Source organism: Corynebacterium sp. MSK297, from assembly GCF_030232885.1.
Lineage (GTDB): Bacteria > Actinomycetota > Actinomycetes > Mycobacteriales > Mycobacteriaceae > Corynebacterium.
The window spans coordinates 131,939-148,995 of sequence record NZ_JASPGD010000001.1; the positions used below are offsets into that span (position 1 = coordinate 131,939).

The 17,057-nt window shown below is 54.0% G+C and carries 13 protein-coding genes and 1 pseudogene; 7 read left to right on the forward strand and 7 right to left on the reverse strand.

The features are described from left to right. Positions 1 to 60 precede the first annotated feature (60 nt). Positions 61 to 1,296, reverse strand: coding sequence for an NAD(P)/FAD-dependent oxidoreductase (locus QP888_RS00635; protein WP_284811429.1), 1,236 nt, complete (start codon positions 1,294 to 1,296; stop codon positions 61 to 63). 101 nt (positions 1,297 to 1,397) lie between these two features. Here QP888_RS00635 and QP888_RS00640 point away from each other — a divergent pair, with 101 nt between their 5' ends. Further along, entirely contained in the window at positions 1,398 to 2,381 is a 984-nt protein-coding gene (locus QP888_RS00640; RefSeq protein WP_284811431.1) for a hydrogen peroxide-inducible genes activator, read from the forward strand. Between the two features lie 35 nt (positions 2,382 to 2,416). Here the strand turns inward: QP888_RS00640 and QP888_RS00645 are convergent, their stop codons facing one another. Further along, a complete protein-coding gene (locus QP888_RS00645) occupies positions 2,417 to 3,409 on the reverse strand; it encodes a hypothetical protein (protein WP_284811433.1) in 993 nt (330 codons plus the stop codon). A 178-nt stretch (positions 3,410 to 3,587) separates the two neighbouring features. Between QP888_RS00645 and hrpA the strand changes: the two genes are divergently transcribed. Beyond that, complete coding sequence (gene hrpA / locus QP888_RS00650; protein ID WP_284811435.1) at positions 3,588 to 7,637, forward strand: ATP-dependent RNA helicase HrpA; 4,050 nt, start codon at positions 3,588 to 3,590, stop codon at positions 7,635 to 7,637. Between the two features lie 30 nt (positions 7,638 to 7,667). On the opposite strand, the gene nrdR is transcribed toward hrpA, so the two are convergent. Continuing rightward, positions 7,668 to 8,123, reverse strand: coding sequence for a transcriptional regulator NrdR (nrdR, locus tag QP888_RS00655; protein WP_284811437.1), 456 nt, complete (start codon positions 8,121 to 8,123; stop codon positions 7,668 to 7,670). 386 nt (positions 8,124 to 8,509) lie between these two features. Here nrdR and QP888_RS00660 point away from each other — a divergent pair, with 386 nt between their 5' ends. The 3 genes from QP888_RS00660 (at position 8,510) to QP888_RS00670 (ending at position 10,511) form a co-directional block, all read left to right on the forward strand. Further along, positions 8,510 to 8,707: a hypothetical protein gene (locus QP888_RS00660; RefSeq protein WP_284811439.1), complete on the forward strand. Its 198-nt coding sequence runs from the start codon at positions 8,510 to 8,512 to the stop codon at positions 8,705 to 8,707. Between the two features lie 245 nt (positions 8,708 to 8,952). Beyond that, the gene (lexA, locus tag QP888_RS00665) at positions 8,953 to 9,660 is read left to right on the forward strand and encodes a transcriptional repressor LexA (RefSeq protein WP_284811441.1); all 708 of its coding nucleotides are present in this window, start codon (positions 8,953 to 8,955) and stop codon (positions 9,658 to 9,660) included. Positions 9,661 to 9,731: 71 nt separating this feature from the next. Beyond that, positions 9,732 to 10,511, forward strand: a complete 780-nt coding sequence (locus QP888_RS00670; RefSeq protein WP_284811443.1) for a DeoR/GlpR family DNA-binding transcription regulator — start codon at positions 9,732 to 9,734, stop codon at positions 10,509 to 10,511. A gap of 67 nt (positions 10,512 to 10,578) precedes the next feature. Here QP888_RS00670 and QP888_RS00675 read toward each other — a convergent pair. Both QP888_RS00675 and hflX read right to left on the reverse strand, forming a co-directional pair. Next, positions 10,579 to 11,871, reverse strand: a pseudogene (locus QP888_RS00675) (uracil-xanthine permease family protein). Beyond that, positions 11,868 to 13,520: a GTPase HflX gene (hflX, locus tag QP888_RS00680; RefSeq protein ID WP_284811445.1), complete on the reverse strand. Its 1,653-nt coding sequence runs from the start codon at positions 13,518 to 13,520 to the stop codon at positions 11,868 to 11,870. Before hflX ends, QP888_RS00675 begins: the two are co-directional and overlap by 4 nt. A gap of 79 nt (positions 13,521 to 13,599) precedes the next feature. On the opposite strand from hflX, the gene QP888_RS00685 reads away from it, so the two are divergent. Both QP888_RS00685 and QP888_RS00690 read left to right on the forward strand, forming a co-directional pair. Then, positions 13,600 to 14,424 (forward strand): hypothetical protein, encoded by an 825-nt coding sequence (locus tag QP888_RS00685; protein WP_284811447.1) that lies wholly within the window; start codon positions 13,600 to 13,602, stop codon positions 14,422 to 14,424. Between the two features lie 61 nt (positions 14,425 to 14,485). Further along, positions 14,486 to 15,028, forward strand: coding sequence for a hypothetical protein (locus tag QP888_RS00690; protein ID WP_284811449.1), 543 nt, complete (start codon positions 14,486 to 14,488; stop codon positions 15,026 to 15,028). A 111-nt stretch (positions 15,029 to 15,139) separates the two neighbouring features. On the opposite strand, the gene dapF is transcribed toward QP888_RS00690, so the two are convergent. Next, positions 15,140 to 16,018, reverse strand: coding sequence for a diaminopimelate epimerase (dapF, locus tag QP888_RS00695; RefSeq protein ID WP_284811830.1), 879 nt, complete (start codon positions 16,016 to 16,018; stop codon positions 15,140 to 15,142). A 45-nt stretch (positions 16,019 to 16,063) separates the two neighbouring features. After that, positions 16,064 to 17,017, reverse strand: a complete 954-nt coding sequence (miaA, locus tag QP888_RS00700; RefSeq protein ID WP_284811451.1) for a tRNA (adenosine(37)-N6)-dimethylallyltransferase MiaA — start codon at positions 17,015 to 17,017, stop codon at positions 16,064 to 16,066. Positions 17,018 to 17,057 lie beyond the last annotated feature (40 nt).

Here is a 17,057-nt window from a genome sequence, read left to right on the forward strand (position 1 = left end):
TCCTAGTAGCTCACCTGATCACGGTGACAAACCGGCCCCGTCCCAGTGGCAAAAATCGCTCTAGCGCAGTGGATCAAACGGCGTGAGGATGGGATCAGTTACGCCCGTCGCAATCTGTGTTGCCAGCAGTTTACCGGAGATCGGCCCCAACACCACTCCCCACATGCCATGGCCGCCACACGTATACACATTCGGTACTTGGGTACGCCCAATGAGTGGCAATCCGTCTGGGGTTACTGGCCGGGAACCCACCCAGGCATCTTCGATGTCGTCCCAGTCGATGCCGGTAAACATCGGGGCTGTGACGTCAATGATGGATTCTATGCGCCGGGGCTGAAACGGCTCATCCGGTCCACGAAATTCCATGGTTCCAGCGATTCGGAAACGACCGCGGGTTGGCGCCGGTGTACAAGCCACGCGTTTTTCCGGCAGATATATCGGATATTTGGTTTCTACTTCTGGTTTAACGGTGAACGAGTATCCACGGCCAGCCTGGACCATGGTGCGCACACCTAAACTCTTGGCTAAGCCCGATAACCAAGCGCCAGTAGCGATAACTACCACATCAGCAGTTTTCCACTCACCGGTGGACAGCTGCACGATGGGCTGCCTGGTGGATTGGACTTCGGTGACCTCCACGCCGGTGGTAATCACCCCGCCGCGGGCAGTGACTGCCTCTGCGATTGCCTGACAGAAATATTGCGGTTCGATGAACCGCTGTCCACCAATCTTATAAAAGGATTCAACGCGCTCGGAAAAGATCGGTGCACACCGGGTAGCTTCAGCACGCGGAAGTTTCTCGAAAGGGACGTCTTGACCATGGCGTACCACACCCGCAATCTCGTCGATGACGCCGGCAACTTCTCTGTCGTTTTCGAAACCTGCGATAATCGGTTTCTCGTGAGTCACCGCATCAACGCCGCCGTCGATCAATTCATCATAGGCACCGAGAGCAGCTTTATCGATGGGGGTCAGTGCAGCCATGGTTTTATCCCATGCTCGCTGAGTAGCGCGTGCCATAAACTGGGCGACAAATGACCACAACTTCGGGTCAATCCGCGTGGGTACGCTCAACGCTGCGTCTTTATCCAACAACGCTGTCGGGCCATAACGCCACAAGCTGGAATTCGCCAGCGGGATGGTTTTACCCGGCGCGAGCCAACCAGCATTGCCCCACGATGCGCCTCCAGCCACGCCGATTCTGTCGATGACTTCGACGTCGTAGCCGTGTTCTTGCAAGTACCATGCTGTCGACAGCCCGGTCATTCCGGCACCGACTACGATTGCGCGAGTCATATAATCCTCTGTCTTTATATTGCCCTGTAGTGCAGATGGTAATGCATCTCGAGACGGTCCATTGATAGCTGTCTTCTTAGTTATTCGATAAAATTATAGTTATGTCTAATAAGGAGTTTAGTCCGACGCTGTCACAGCTACGCACTTTTGCGACGGTTGCCGAGAACCGACACTTCGGTACCGCAGCCACAAAGTTAGGCATCTCGCAGCCTTCACTGTCGCAGGCATTGGTGACGTTGGAACAGGGATTGGGGGTTCAGCTCATTGAGCGCTCCACCCGAAAAGTTATCGTCACCGCTGCCGGCAAACAACTCCTGCCTTATGCATTGGCGACATTGCAAGCTGCAGAGTTATTCGTCACGGAGTCACGCGGTTCTGCAGGTACGTTGGATGGGCCGCTCACCCTTGGCATCATCCCTACTGTTGCCCCGTATATTTTGCCTGATGTCTTGCGCGCGACTGCTGAGGATTATCCGTATCTGGAGCTCCACATTGTAGAGGAGCAAACCACTCATTTATTACAGCAATTGCGTGAAGGCTCGATTGATGTCGCGATGATTGCTTTGCCGACCGATGTCTCTGCATTCGTAGAGCAGCCTTTGTATACAGAGAATATGGCTCTGGTGGTCAACGAGGATCATGAGTTGGCCGGGCGTGCAGACTTGAGCTTAGATGCCTTGCACTCGATCGAATTATTGTTGCTTGACGACGGCCATTGTTTGCGTGACCAGATTTTGAAATTGTGTCGGCGCGTGGATCGGCAGCCACAATCGCAAAACTCGTGGGTCACGCGCGCTGCCTCATTGACGACGATTATGCAGTTGGTTGTCGCACGGTTTGGGGCCACGTTGGTGCCGGAATCCGCGCTTGATGCCGAGTGCCGCAAGCCAGGGTTGTCGGTCGCGAATTTCGCAGATCACGTGCAGGCGGACCGCACCATTGGCTTGGTTTATCGCGCCTCAAGTTCTCGTGGCGACGATTTTGACGCACTCGGTGAAATTTTGCAGCGGGCATTTCACCAGGCGGTCGACCGTGCGCAGGATTTGCAAGTCCCCCACGCCGGGCGCAGCGCGTCGCTGCGCTAGATGTTTCTAATCGTTTGTTTTGTTTGGTTGACTGCCTAGTGAGATGTGGTGCCGACTGCCTGGCGGAACATGTGTGCAAGCATCAAGGTATATGCCGGGAAGATGACGATAAAGCCAAGCAAGAGCGTAAGCAAAATTGCAATTGGAGCAATGAGTTGGAATGCGATCACGAATAACAAGAGCTTTCCAAAATTACTCTTTCCGATATTCCATCCGGTTTTCAAGCTCTCACCAAAGCCAAACTGACCGCTAACTGCTGCCCATACCATGAACATGCTCAACACGGACCAGATGAGCATCACTACGAAGCCCAGCACCACGAGAATCACCGCGGATGTAGCAACGCTGCGATCGGGATCTATCAACTCCTCCAAGGCCTGATTCAAAGGCACCATCGTCAGCAAATACACGACTCCGCTCACGATCCCGGCAACAATCATCACCCCCAGGGTGCGCAACAACGGAGTGTCTTTCCACAAATGACCCCACCCTGTCGCAGGGTCATCTACCTGGAAAAGCGCCAAACGATAAATATACGGCGTCAATACCAAGCTGATCAGCACGACAGCCACCCAAACCATGCTTTCTGCAGCACTTACGCCCCCAAACGGTTGCAGTTCCTGTTCGTTAGCAGCATCTAAATCGGCGGTCACGGTCAATACCCCGAAGGAAATCGCGGATGATCCGATAATCGCCAGCAGACCAATCAGCCCCAACACGATCCACAACTTCGCGTTTCGGAAAGTGGCAGAAAAACCCCAGGACACTGCTGCTAAAATGTTGATCTTGCCAGTGCCTGCCCCCGCGCCGGGATGCACTCCAGACTGCGAGTAGCCTTCTGCAGAATGGTTGCCACCGTTTTCACTGAGGTCTCCGTAAGCACCATAAGCGGCCTGCTCTGCGCCTTGATAACCGAAGTCAGACCGATCTTCAGGATGGTCGCTCGGCGGATAATACGGCTGCTGCGAGGGATTGTTGTTGTCCTGGTCGTCGTCATCTGAGCTACGACCATGTGAAGGAGTTGTCATCGTGATGCACCTGTCTTTCTGACGAAAATCATTACCGTTACCCATGGTACAGAGTTGCCCTAAGAGTTAGGCTTACCAGACTGGCGACGGTTAAACTAGGGCTATCACCATGACTAATTCACATCACCCCACACATCACCCCACTCAGCAGACTTCCACATCCATAAATTCCGCAACCATGAATTCCGATTACCACGCTGACGCTCCACGTAAACGCGAGCTGTACAAACGGCTCGACCAATTACGCTATGCCGATCAACACCGTTTTCGCCGACGGCTGTCCAAGGCAAAAGCAGACAAAGCACTGCGTGCGATAGCCAAAGACTTGGACAAAGCTGCCGCAATTATCCCAGCGATCGAACAAGGGCTACCAGATATTAACTTTCCTGAAGGATTACCGGTTAGCCGCAGCGTCGACGAGATTTCCACAGCAATCGACAACCACCAAGTAGTGGTTATTGCTGGTGAGACGGGATCTGGTAAAACCACTCAGATTCCTAAAATTTGTTTGCAGTTAGGCCGCGGCCGCCATGGCCTAATTGGACATACGCAGCCGCGTCGTTTGGCTGCGCGTACCGTCGCCGAACGCATTAGCGATGAACTTGACCAAAGCATCGGTGAATCTGTCGGTTACGCAATTCGCTTTGACGATCGCGTCGGCAAGAACACCTCCGTAAAATTGATGACCGACGGTATTTTGCTAGCGGAACTGCAGCGCGATCCGAAGCTGTACGCTTATGACACCATCATCATCGACGAAGCTCACGAACGTAGCTTGAATATCGATTTTCTTCTCGGCTACCTCAAACGACTATTGCCGCAGCGTCCGGATCTCAAGGTGATAATTACCTCGGCAACCATCGATCCGGAGAGTTTCGCCGAGCATTTCCGGGACCCACAAACGAACCAACCTGCGCCGATCATCGAAGTTTCCGGCCGCACCTACCCCGTAGAGGTGCGCTACCGGCCGCTGGAAATCGACGTCGATGGCAAAACGGTAGCTATTGAGCCAGTAGATGGTTTGTGTACGGCGGCGGAGGAGCTTCTGTCCGAAGGCAGCGGTGATATCTTGTGCTTTTTGCCGAGTGAGCGAGACATTCGGGATGCCCAAGATGCCTTAGAGAAAAAACGGTGGCGCGGGGTAGAAATCGTGCCGCTGTTTGGACGGTTATCGAATCAGGAACAACACCGAGTTTTTGCACCGCATTCCAAGCGCCGGATTGTCTTAGCGACCAATATTGCAGAAACCTCATTGACGGTACCAGGGATCCACTATGTAATTGATTCCGGCACAGCACGTATTTCTCGGTATTCCACACGCACCAAGGTGCAGCGCCTCCCGATCGAACCGATCTCACAAGCTAGTGCCAACCAACGCGCCGGGCGTTGCGGACGAATTGCCGACGGTATCGCGATTCGCCTGTACTCCGAGGAAGATTTCGCTTCCCGCCCGGAGTTTACCGATCCAGAGATTCTGCGGACCAACTTGGCCAGTGTCATTTTGCAGATGTCCTCGCTCAAGCTCGGCCCTGTGGCAGACTTTCCGTTTGTGCAACCGCCGGAGCCGAAAGCAGTCCGCGACGGCCTGGTGCTTCTCGACGAACTCGATGCGATCGAGCTTGCCGGGTCTAGTGGATCTCACAGCTCATCTGGATCCGCTGATACCGCACCACGATTGACCACGATTGGTAAGCAGCTTGCTCGTATACCGGTGGACCCACGCTTAGCACGCATGCTGGTGGAAGCGGAAAAGCTCGAATGTTTACAGCCAGTGATAGTTCTTGTTGCAGCAATGACACTGCAAGATGTGCGTGAGCGCCCGCTGGAGCACCAACAACAAGCGGATCAAGCCCACGCTCGTTTTCGTTCGCGCACGAGTGATTTTTTGAGCCTGCTCTCTTTATGGGGCTATATCACGGAACGGAAAGCAGAGTTATCAGGTAACCAATTCCGCAAACGCATGAAGGAAGAATTTTTGCATTTCATGCGCATCCGCGAATGGTTTGATTTGGTGCGCCAATTGCAAGATATCGCTCGTGATATGAGGTGGACTCTCTCTGGTGGGTCTGACGGCCAACACGGCGGTATCAGAATGGCCGATGGAAAGTTCGCAGGTGATTCTGTTGCAATACACCGTGCGCTGCTCACCGGGTTGTTATCGAATATCGGTGCACGCATCAGCGACTCTGCAGAATTCCAGGGAGCACGCGGCACGAAGTTCCTCATTTTTCCGGGGTCCGGGGTAGCAAAAAAGCCACCAGAATTAGTGATGGCCTCTGAATTAGTAGAAACCTCACGACTATTCGCACGCGAGGTCGCCGCCATCGAGCCAGCATGGGTCGAAACCGCCGCCCACTCACTGCTCAAGCACCACTACTCAGATCCGCACTGGTCTTATAAACGCGGTGCGGCGATGGCAACACAACGCTCCACGCTGTACGGCGTGCCGATCATAGCTGACCGAGCCATCTCATATCACCGCGTAGACCCAGAAGCTGCGCGCATAATGTTCATCCAGCACGCATTGATTGCCGGGGAATGGAAAACTTCCCACAAATTTTTCCACGACAATGTAGAAAAATTGTCTGCAGCGGGTGAATACGAAGAAAAGGCTCGTCGACGCGGCATCATCGCGGATGAAGACGCACTGTTCGAATTTTATGATCAACGGTTGCCTGACTCTGTCACCCACTCGAAAGCCTTCGATGGTTGGTGGAAAAAAGCCCGCCGCACACAACCAGATCTACTAGATTTTGACCCGGCTGATCTGCTCACTGACGGGGCTGAATCTGTCACAGAACAGGATTTTCCGGACCATTGGCGTCATGCTGGTCTGGACTTGGAGCTGGATTATATGTTCGAGCCTGGACACCGCCGCGATGGCGTCACGGTCAACATTCCAGTACCGATGTTGGCTAGCGTTGATCCAGGACCATTCGCATGGCTAGTTCCTGGTCTCCGCGAAGAGTTGGTTACTGAGTTAATTCGTGGCTTACCCAAAGCACTGCGCCGCAGCCTGGTACCCGCACCTGATTTTGCTGCCCGGGCTATGGAGCACTTGTTGCCCTATGAATCTAATTTGTTGCAGCAAGTAGCTGGGGCATTCCAGAAATTAGGTGCACGCGGTATTAACGCCGCTGATTTTTCGTGGGAAAAACTACCGTCGCACCTGAAAATGACATTTGCGGCCATCGATAAGCGTGGAATTATCATCGATGCTGATAAAGATCTCCGTGCGTTGCAAGAGCGCCAAGCCAGCAAAATTAGTGCTTCAATCACCAAAAAAGTCGAAAACAAGGTCCGGGATAAGCACAAGCACTCTCCACACGAGTCACACGCGAGACCACAACAGCAATCAGCGCGCACCTACGTTGCTTCCTGGACGGCAGAAAACCTGGGAACAATCCCCGCCTCAATTGAGCACGAGGTTGATCAGCACACCGTCACGGCATACCCAGCCTTGACGATAAGCGAGCGTGGGTTGACTGTGCAGTACTACCCGACGCCTGCTGCAGCAGATTCAGCGATGATGACTGCCACGTTGACGCTACTGCTGCGTAATTTAACTGTGAATACTCAAAAAATGATCAATGGTTTACCCCTGCAGCAACGCGTGACCGTGGATCATTATCCTCATGGTGGTGCCGATGGTCTGATCTCTGATGCACGCATTGCCGCGTTACGAGACCTGCTGGTAGCACACGGTGGTCCGGTGCGCAGCCCAGCTGAGTTCGAGAAACTGAAAAACGCCATCGGGCAGCAGCTACCGCGCGAGGTGCGGCAAGCAGTGGTCACGTTGGCTCCGGGTTTGGTGCGCTACTCTAAGCTTGCCGACGAGTTGCAGAACTGGGAAGGTCCCGCCATTGATGATATGCGCGGCCAGTTGGAATTCTTATTGCCGAAAAATGCAGTCAGTATCCACGGGATCTCTCAGTTGCGCCATCTATCGCGATATCTGCAAGCTATGGAGATCCGATTAGACGATATGTCCAGTAACCCAGACAAAGACGGTGAACGGCAAGACGTCATTGACGATTGTCTGGCATATGTACGTAATCGCCTCAGACGCCTGCCTGCAGGAGCGGAAAAGTCTCCCGCGGTGACAAAAATTCGCTGGATGATTGAAGAGTTACGAGTAAGCTTGTTTGCCCAGCGGTTGGGCACGGCACATCCCGTCTCTGCCCGTCGGATTCGTAAGGCAGTGGACAGCCTTGGGAAAAATTCCTAACTAGCTTACGGCATTGAGCTTACGCGCCAACTAGTCTCCGCGCTCCCGGCGGCGCATCAGTCGAATTTCAGACTCAAAATCTTGTGCACTGTCGAAGGACTTATACACCGAGGCGAAACGCAAATAAGCAACCTCATCGAGTTCTCGCAGCGGCTCGAGGATGGCTAAGCCAATCGCATTAGCATCAACCTGGGAGCTCCCGTGCCCACGCACAGTCTCTTCAACTTGCTGTGCCAGTCGCTTCAGTGAGTCCTCAGTCACCGGACGGCCTTGGCATGCCCGATGCACACCGCGTATCAGCTTATCGCGAGAAAACGGCTCTGTCAGACCATTGCGCTTGACCACCAACAACACGGATTTTTCCACAGTAGTAAACCGTCCCTGGCACTCCGTGCATTCCCTGCGACGCCGAATGGCTACACCGCCATCAACTAAACGGGAATCGACGACTCTGGACTGTTCGTGGTGACAGAATGGACAGTACACGGCCTCGTCAAAGCTCCTTCACTGCATATAACAGCATGTAGTCGGTAAAAAGATTGTGTTTGGCAAAATTTCTGGCGTCATAGCGCAAAGAGTGTGATGCACGGGGTGCTCTAATGATCACCACCGCATCCCCCACCGACAGCACTAACTCGCCCCGAGCAGAACGCCGCCGGCCATCAGTACCCCTAGTATCGCACCTAACACGTACGAGACAATAATTGCGGACGTACGGGACGCTGCCCCAGTGCTACCTACGGATAATTCATCGTTGTCAACACTGTTTACGGCGGCAGAGTTGCATTTTCCACCGTTCGCATAATCAGCTATGCAGGGCAGTGGCTGGAGAGCATAAATTACTTCCTGCGCAGTGCCTGCCCGGACTGGTTGTGGCTCCCACTCAGCAGCCGTCGGAGCGGTGCTCCCCACAGATCCGCTGGAGGCCTGTGCTGGTCGTACACGTTTATAGCGCGGCAGGCCGTGCTGGCTCTGTTGGCGGTGGCCATACTGAGATTGGCACAGCAGTTGGCATTGGCAACGCCGATGTCGATGTCGTTGGTGATGGTGACGATGAATGTGCAGCATAACTAAGATTCACGCTCCTTTCAGAATGATTTATGTACTCAATCTGAAAGCACAATAAGCCGTGACTGTCACACCCATTCGCAGTACTAGTAATTGTGTTCGATTAACGCTTGCATTAGACTAGTCATTAAAACTCATTGCCACGCAGAGGTAATTTCTCACGTATGTTCGGTACCAAGCATGTGAATTACACCATAGTGTAAGCATATGCCACAACATTGCTAACAACTCGACTTAGGAGCTATCTATGCCGCGTCCACGCACATCCTCAGCGCCGAAGCCCACCTTTGAACAACTTAGCCACCGGCAGCGTCGAATTCTGGAAGTCATCCGCGACGCCGTGATGCTGCGCGGATATCCGCCAAGCATTCGCGAAATCGGAGATACCGCAGGGCTGCAATCCACCTCATCGGTGGCGTACCAGTTAAAACAGCTGGAAGAAAAAGGCTTCCTCCAACGCGATCCCAATAAGCCACGTGCGATGATCGTGCGCAACATGCCCGAGACCAAAAAGCCGGGCAAACGCCCCAGCAGCAACAAAACTGCAGAAAACCCAGAGGCACCAACCGACGCCTCAGGTTATTGTTATGTCCCAGTTTTGGGTCGAATCGCTGCTGGTACACCTATTACCGCGGAAGAAAATATCGATTCTTATTACCCAATGCCAGAAGAGATTGTTGGCGGCGGGGATCTATTCATGCTGCAGGTTGTTGGTGAATCCATGAAGGATGCCGGGATTTTAGATGGTGACTGGGTCGTGGTGCGTTCGCAAAAGGTCGCTGAAGTGGGGGAATTCGTCGCAGCTTTACTCGATGGCGAAGAAGCCACAGTCAAAGAATTTCACCGAGATTCATCAGGCATCTGGTTACTGCCACACAATGACTCTTTTAGCCCTATTCCAGGCGATGAAGCCGAGATCATGGGCAAAGTTGTCTCCGTCATGCGTAAGCTTTAACTACCGCAGCAGCTGCGCATTTGATCCACTCTTACGTTACTCAAACCGGCAGAAAGGACCCTGCACGCAGAATGTACGCCGAAGAACGGCGCCGCCATATCGCCTCACTCGCCGCGGTAGACGGGTGGGTTAAGGTCGGAGAACTAGCCGAACGGTTCTCTGTGACCTCCGAAACCATACGTAGAGATCTTGCGGCGCTAGACGAAATCGGCGCTGTGCACCGGGTCCGCGGCGGCGCACGAGCCGCGCATAACTACCAGACCTCGGAAGTTCCTCTGGCGGACCGCAACAGGTCAGCCACAGAGGCCAAACTTGCCATCGCAACCGCTGCACTCCAATTCGTGCCTTCCCATGGCACTGTATTCATTGGCGCTGGCACCACAAATAATTCTTTGGCAGATTTTCTTGGTCAAACCGAGCACGCCGCCAATCTAGAGATTGTGATCAATAGCCTGCCTGGCGCATTGAACCTTGCTGCTTACGGCTTACACAACGTGCAATTGCTCGGCGGAACCGTCCGGAGCATGACCCAATCTATCGTCGGCCCAACAGCACTACGCTCTTTGGCGCTCAAACGTGCCGATGTAGCGTTCATCGGCACCGACGCACTTACCGTCGAACACGGGTTATCGACTGCAGATACACAAGAAGCCGCAATTAAAACCGCATTCATGACGAATGCTCATAAAGTGGTGGTGCTGTGTGACTCCAGCAAACTCGGGCGCGATTACCTCGTCAGCTTCGGCACCATCCGAGATATCGACGTATTAATCACCGATTCTGCGGCACCAGCTTCGCTTGTCACCGCACTACGACAACACGGCGTAGAAGTCGTCGTCGTAGAGCGCTAAAGGTTATTTGTCGCTCTGCGTTTGATAGCTTCTCACCTTCGCAGCGACTGCGCGTGGATTCTGCGTTTTATTTCTGTGTGTGCTGGGTACCTTGGCCTTCCCCAACGCGCTCGTATAGCCAGCGCATAATTGGGTAGAACACCATAATGCCCACGGAACCCCATGCAATGCCTTCGAGCTCCACTGGACCAATCGGAAGGGTGAGGTTCCCGATTCCAGCTACTAACGCGATAGCCGCAGCCGTCAGGTTCGCGGGGTTATTGAAATTAACCTTATTATCCATCCAAATTCGCACACCCAGCATGCCGATCAAGCCATAAAGCAACAATGTTGCACCGCCTAAAACACCGACCGGAATACTGAAAATCAGCGCACCAAACTTCGGAATGAATGCCAACGCAATCGCCGCGATTGCAGCAACCCAATACGCGGCCGTGGAATATACCTTGGTCGCGGCCATGACACCAATATTTTCGGCATACGTGGTGGTACCAGAGCCACCAGCTCCACCGGCCAGCGTGGTCGCTAAACCATCGGCAAGCAACGCATCACCTGCCAAATGATCCACGTTGCGTCCGGTCATCGCGGAGACCGCTTTCACGTGCCCCACGTTTTCGGCAATCAGCACCACCAACACTGGAAGCGTCGTCAGCACCACTGAAAAGTGAAACTCCGGGGTGTGGAATTCCGGGATTCCCATCCACGGTGCATCTTCGATTGCTTACGCGGCTTCTGCATCGACGTTTCCGGTTACCACCGCAAAAATCCATCCAGCGACTACCCCAATCAAAATGCTCAACCGACTGATCATGCCGCGGCCAGCTACCGTAGTCACAACTATTACGCCCAAGGTGATCGCAGCCACCAGTGGTTGGGTTTGGAAATTCTCGGTTGCGGCCGGAGCCAAATTAAGCCCGATCAAAGCGACGATTGCGCCTGTGACTGCGGGTGGCAACACTGCATCGATAACTCCCCGGCCAGCTATTTTGACCAGCAGGCCCACCAGCATCAGAACGATACCGGTAACAAAAATCCCACCCAGCTGGGCAGCAATGCCATGCTGCTGCGAAGCGACCAGGGGTGCGATAAAAGCAAATGACGAACCGAGGTAAGACGGCAATTTGTTGCGGGTAATGAGCAAAAACAGCATCGTTCCCACGCCGGAGAATAGCAACGTGGTGTTAACCGGAAACCCGGTGAGAGTCGGCACCAATAAAGTAGCCCCGAACATCGCAAAGACATGTTGAATGCCGATGCCAATGGTCCGGGGCCATGAAAGCCGCTCATCAGGCGCAACCACCGCGCCTTTATTTATTGTCTTGCCGTCACCGTGTAACGTCCAGCCAATCGAAGTACTCACATTGAGACATTATTGCTGGCAGCCTGAGCCTCATGGTAATCGGATGCGAACTCAGCAAGCTCTTGGGCCATCACTGCAGGTAAACGTACATCGAGTACAGTGCCTTCTGTAGTGTATTCTTCACTGTGCACGGTACCGTACTCATGTACCCGGGAGACGAGATCACCACGCGTAAACGGAATCTTTAGCACCACGCGGGTATCCAGAGAATTCAAAAATAATTCTACTCTGCCGCTTAACTCGGCGATGCCTTCGCCAGTTTTCGCGGAAACATAAACAACATTGTCGTTATCGAGTACGTGGCGAACTTCAGCCAGCACCAACGGGTCCGCCGCATCGATTTTGTTCAGCACAATGATCTCCGGCGGAGCGGGTGTGCCAGTTTCTTCCACGATATCGCGAATAACCTTATTCACGGCGGTGATCTGCTTCAGCGGGAATGGATCTGCCGCATCCACAACATGCAACATGAGATCAGCCGCCAGGACTTCTTCCAATGTCGATTTGAATGCCTCCACCAGCTGCGTCGGCAAGTGTCGCACGAATCCGACAGTATCGGTGAAGACGACGCTGCGACCGTCGCCAAGCTGGGCCTTCCGGGTGGTCGGGTCCAAAGTCGCAAATAGAGCGTCCTCCACCAATACTCCGGCGTCCGTCATCGCATTTATCAACGACGACTTGCCGGCGTTGGTATACCCAGCGATCGCGATCTGCGGCACCAAGGAATCTTGCCGACGCGCCCGCTTTATCTCTCGTGCGGTTTTCATTCCTGCCAGAGATTTGCGCAGCCGTGCCATCTCCGCGCGGATGCGGCGACGGTCAGTCTCAATCTTCGTTTCACCCGGGCCACGCAAACCCACACCCCCGTTGGACCCAGCGCGACCACCAGCCTGACGGGACAAGCTACCGCCCCAACCACGCGTATGCGTATAAAGGTATTCCAGCTGCGCAAGCGAGACCTGCGCTTTACCTTCTTTAGACTTTGCGTGTTGGGCGAAAATATCCAAAATTAGCATCGTGCGGTCAATGACCTTGGTATCAAGCTCGCGTTCCAAAGCCGTGAGCTGCCCGGGGTTAAGCTCACCATCGCAAATCACAGTATCGGCACCGTATTCTTGCACCAGAGATTTCAACTGTTGAACTTTACCCGAGCCGATAAATGTGCCTGAATCCGGCGAGTCCCGCTTTTGGTACAAGATCTCCAGCACATCAGCGCCTGCAGTTTCTGCCAGCGCCGCCAGTTCTTCCAACGTCGCCTCCAATTCTGCGACGGTCCCCTCAGTCCAGACCCCAACCAAGATCACTTGTTCCAGGCGAAGCTTTCGGTATTCCACCTCATAGCCATCGGTAGTGTCCTCAGTCCGGATGGTGGTTTCACGCGTGACACGACGAAACGCGTTACGCTCTGCCAAGTCCATGTCACCGGTAGTCGGAACATTGCTGTCGCCCGTGTGGAGGTCTGTTTGGTCGACTCCAGCAATAGGCGAATCGTGAGTCGAATCGTATGCTGCGCTGAAGGCAGAATCCGCATCGCTGATAGGCAGCGAATCCTGCGGTTCATTATCTTTGAATGCCGCCTGCAGAAGCTCCTCGTGAGCTTGGGAGCTCTCGCGGCCTACAGAAATATTATTCCAGGATTTTTTTGTCATCTTGTTTCCCATTATGCCAGCCGATACCTGATAATTCGAGGTTTCCCCAGAACATGCTAATTCGCTAAAATAAAGCATTATGACCGCGACGAAACAGACTAATCTTTCCGCAATCGGCATGCACTTTGACAATTGGCAGGATGCTGTCGAGGCCGCGATTGCTACCAACCAGCTCATGGTCACCGGCGAGGTCCGCGGCGGCCAACTGGTGCAATTCAATGACACTTCTGGTGCACAGCTCAACATTTTGGCCGTGGAGCCGTTTTCTACTTTCGTCGGGTTCAATTCCCTCAGCCAAACTTATGCCCACGTCGAGATGATCAATGACGTGCTCGGTTTGTGCGAGATTGTTGATCCGTCGGGAGCGCCACTGAAAACAGTCACCGCTCACCTGGCACAAGGCCCGTTGCTTGCCGACGAGCCAGCCCAGCCATGGCAGCAACTGACCGTAGCCGCCCTTGCCGACGACGCATCTATTTCTGTCGACGCCAAGGACTGGCAGCAACAGCACCCCGAGGCGCAACTCGGTGTTGTGGAATCACATGGCGCTGCCGTGATCTCCTCCGGTAGTGGTGCCCAAGCCCCAGATGCGTCTGCAACTTTTTCGGGTCGCGTTATGCAATCAACAACCCTGCGCAATCAACTTACCGGCCAGGAATTTCATCACATAGTACTCGATTCCGAGTTCCCCTTGGATGTCTGCATCCCAGCGGAAAGCTTGGATAAATTGCCGGAAAAAGGAAAAATCCTGCACGGCTCAGGCACCCTCACAGCCAGCATTTTGGCACCGACTGGTGGCTGTGGATGCGGTTCCGGCGGTTGCGGTTGCGGCGGCCATGACCACGAAAGCTCTGCAGCCAATGTCGGCGGATGCGGCTCTGGCTGTGGTTGCGGCGGCCACTAGTTTTCCACTACAGCATGGTTAACCAGGAATAACAGCGCTTATACGCGAGAATCAGGACGAGATGATGGCAGCGAATACTCCGGGCGGCTTTTCCCGTCGACGCCTCGGCATTATCTGCGTCGCCGTGTTAGCAAGCCTACTGACATGGTGGTGGTTGAAATCCGCTGGCGTTATTTTAGTGCTAGTCATTGCGGTTCTCGCCTGGTTTTATCTCGCTTCTCGCCCATCGTCGAATGAAGTGCAGGCGCTACGCACCTCAATAAAATTATCGCTCGATGAGCTCGACGATGTGCTCGCCGAATTCGACGAATTCGCATATTCGCACGACCCAGATAACCTGGCCGATCGCACCATACATCGCCCAGAACTGTTAAACACCGATAGTGCGGATCCCGATATCGAGCGTTTTCATTACGAATATTCCACCGCGCAGCGCTACCGGAAACGAATGCATGCGCATCTAGCGAATCACCACTTAGGTGTCGGGCAGCTTGAGCGATTATTAAGAATCTCTGATGAACGCGTCGCTAAACTTCGCGAATATTGGTTAGCTGCCCGTCGCGCTGCCCACCGGCAAGGCCCCGGAAAACCGGGGACTGCATAGAACCTAAATCCAGCGCTGACCAAATCCGGCATGGACCGGCGCAACTGCTTCGCCCAGCATTGCCGTCTCATCCCCGCCCCGGTTATCTAATTCTCAATCTCATTCTCAATCTCATTGCATTGAGTCAGCATTGAGTTCGATCGTGAACGTTCCGCGAGCCACGATGCGCGATGGCCCAGTTAATGTGGCACCATTGGCACGGATTTCTACTGCCACTTCACCACCAGGTACGACAACACGCACTGTCCCTTCTGCCTTACCTGCTTCTGCAAGCGCGGCACACGCCGTGGCAACAGTGCCGGTGCCACACGACTTCGTTTCACCAACGCCACGTTCAAAGACCCGCATGTGTGTGGTGTCGTCGACGAGCGGAGTTGCTATCTCTAGGTTTGCCCCGGACGGGAAAAAATCATCATCCAGACGCGGCGCTTCAAGTGCCAGGTTCGCAATATCCTTTGCTTCCCAGCCGGGAACTACCACGGCCAAGTGTGGGTTGCCGACATCCACAGCGAGGCCAGCGAATTTTTCTTTCCCAACCTGCGCCGTTGACAAGCCAGTAACCTCAGCATGCCCCATTTCGACACTGACAACTGCTTGCTGGTTATCGGGGCCTCGCCCATGCTCGTCTGCCTCGGCAATGGTGACTGCCCTATCACCGGCTCGCGTACCGATGAGAAAATGGTTGGTGGTTTCATAGCCTTGTCGGTACAACCAATGTGCAAATACGCGGGTACCGTTGCCGCACATTTCGGCGATGGAACCATCTGCATTGCGGTAATCCATAAACCACGTAGCAGCAGAATCCGCTGTTACAGGCACGTGTGGGGTCAGATGCTGTGTACGCACCACTCGCAAGACTCCATCAGCACCGATTCCCCCGGTGCGATCACAGAGCGCGCGTACCTGGTTTTCCGTTAAATCCCGTTGATTGTTCGGATCATCGATGATGACAAAGTCGTTGTGGGTGCCATGACCCTTAGCAAAATCAATGTGGAAATTCACAACCACCCAGTTTACGCATGATCACAGCAATGGCTAGCGTCTGTCTAGCTGACGCAAAGCTTGCGTATACGGCTCCGTCGCAGCATCCAGCCACGTGATGCGCTTATCACGGCGAAACCAGGACCGTTGCCGTCGCGCATATTGTCTCGTCGCGATCAGCGTTTGTTCTTCAGCTTCTTCTTCTGTCAGCTCGCCAGCAAGCAGCGCGAGTACCTGTGCATAGCCGATTGCACGTCCGGCGGTGGAATCCGCCACAAGCCCATCGTCGGTGAGATTGCGGACCTCGTCGACAAGCCCGGAGGTAAACATGGTTGCAGTACGTAATTTAATACGCTCGGCATACCACGCTGGATCGGAGCGCAAGCCAAAAACGGTGGTATTCCACCGGTAAGAAGCAGTTTTATCCGGTTGACTAGCGCGAAATGGTTTGCCCGTGAGTTCGATGACCTCTAGTGCACGCACAATCCGTCGTGGGTCATTTTCCTCAATGATTTGTGCGGCAGCGGGATCAATCTCGGCTAGCTCAGCATGCAACGCTTTCGTTCCCAACCGGTGTTGTCGCTCATAATATTTATCGCGCACGGCTGGCTCCGTGGGCGGAAATTCCCACTGATCAAGTAGCGCCTGCGCATACATCATGGAACCGCCGACCATAATCGGGGTTTTCCCTCGTGCCAAGATGTCGTCGACATCCGCCACGGCGGCACGCTGATACTCCGCCACTGAGGCAGTATCTCTGACCGTAAGAACATCCAACTGGTGATGCGGGATACCACCGCGTTCTTCCGGGACAAGTTTTGCAGTTCCAATATCCATCCCTTGATAGAGCTGCATGGAATCAACATTGACCACCTCACCGTCAAACTCGCGCGCAAGTGCCAACCCCAATTCGGATTTTCCGGAACCAGTAGGCCCCACGACCGCGATCGGGCGCAGACCAGAACTAGTATTTTTTGTCGGCTCCTGCACCGATGAGCCTGATGTCATGGTGTTGTCCTTGTCCGGGCTATCGTTTTCAGCGCTGTCA

Excerpts from the sequence above, each read along its gene's own strand:
- QP888_RS00640 (WP_284811431.1), top strand. The coding sequence starts at position 1,398 with ATGTCTAATAAGGAGTTTAGTCCGACGCTGTCACAGCTACGCACTTTT.
- QP888_RS00690 (WP_284811449.1), top strand. The coding sequence starts at position 14,486 with ATGATGGCAGCGAATACTCCGGGCGGCTTTTCCCGTCGACGCCTCGGC.
- QP888_RS00645 (WP_284811433.1), bottom strand. The coding sequence starts at position 3,409 with ATGACAACTCCTTCACATGGTCGTAGCTCAGATGACGACGACCAGGAC.
- QP888_RS00685 (WP_284811447.1), top strand. The coding sequence starts at position 13,600 with ATGACCGCGACGAAACAGACTAATCTTTCCGCAATCGGCATGCACTTT.
- QP888_RS00670 (WP_284811443.1), top strand. The coding sequence starts at position 9,732 with ATGTACGCCGAAGAACGGCGCCGCCATATCGCCTCACTCGCCGCGGTA.
- lexA (WP_284811441.1), top strand. The coding sequence starts at position 8,953 with ATGCCGCGTCCACGCACATCCTCAGCGCCGAAGCCCACCTTTGAACAA.
- hrpA (WP_284811435.1), top strand. The coding sequence starts at position 3,588 with ATGAATTCCGATTACCACGCTGACGCTCCACGTAAACGCGAGCTGTAC.
- QP888_RS00635 (WP_284811429.1), bottom strand. The coding sequence starts at position 1,296 with ATGACTCGCGCAATCGTAGTCGGTGCCGGAATGACCGGGCTGTCGACA.
- hflX (WP_284811445.1), bottom strand. The coding sequence starts at position 13,520 with ATGACAAAAAAATCCTGGAATAATATTTCTGTAGGCCGCGAGAGCTCC.
- miaA (WP_284811451.1), bottom strand. The coding sequence starts at position 17,017 with ATGACATCAGGCTCATCGGTGCAGGAGCCGACAAAAAATACTAGTTCT.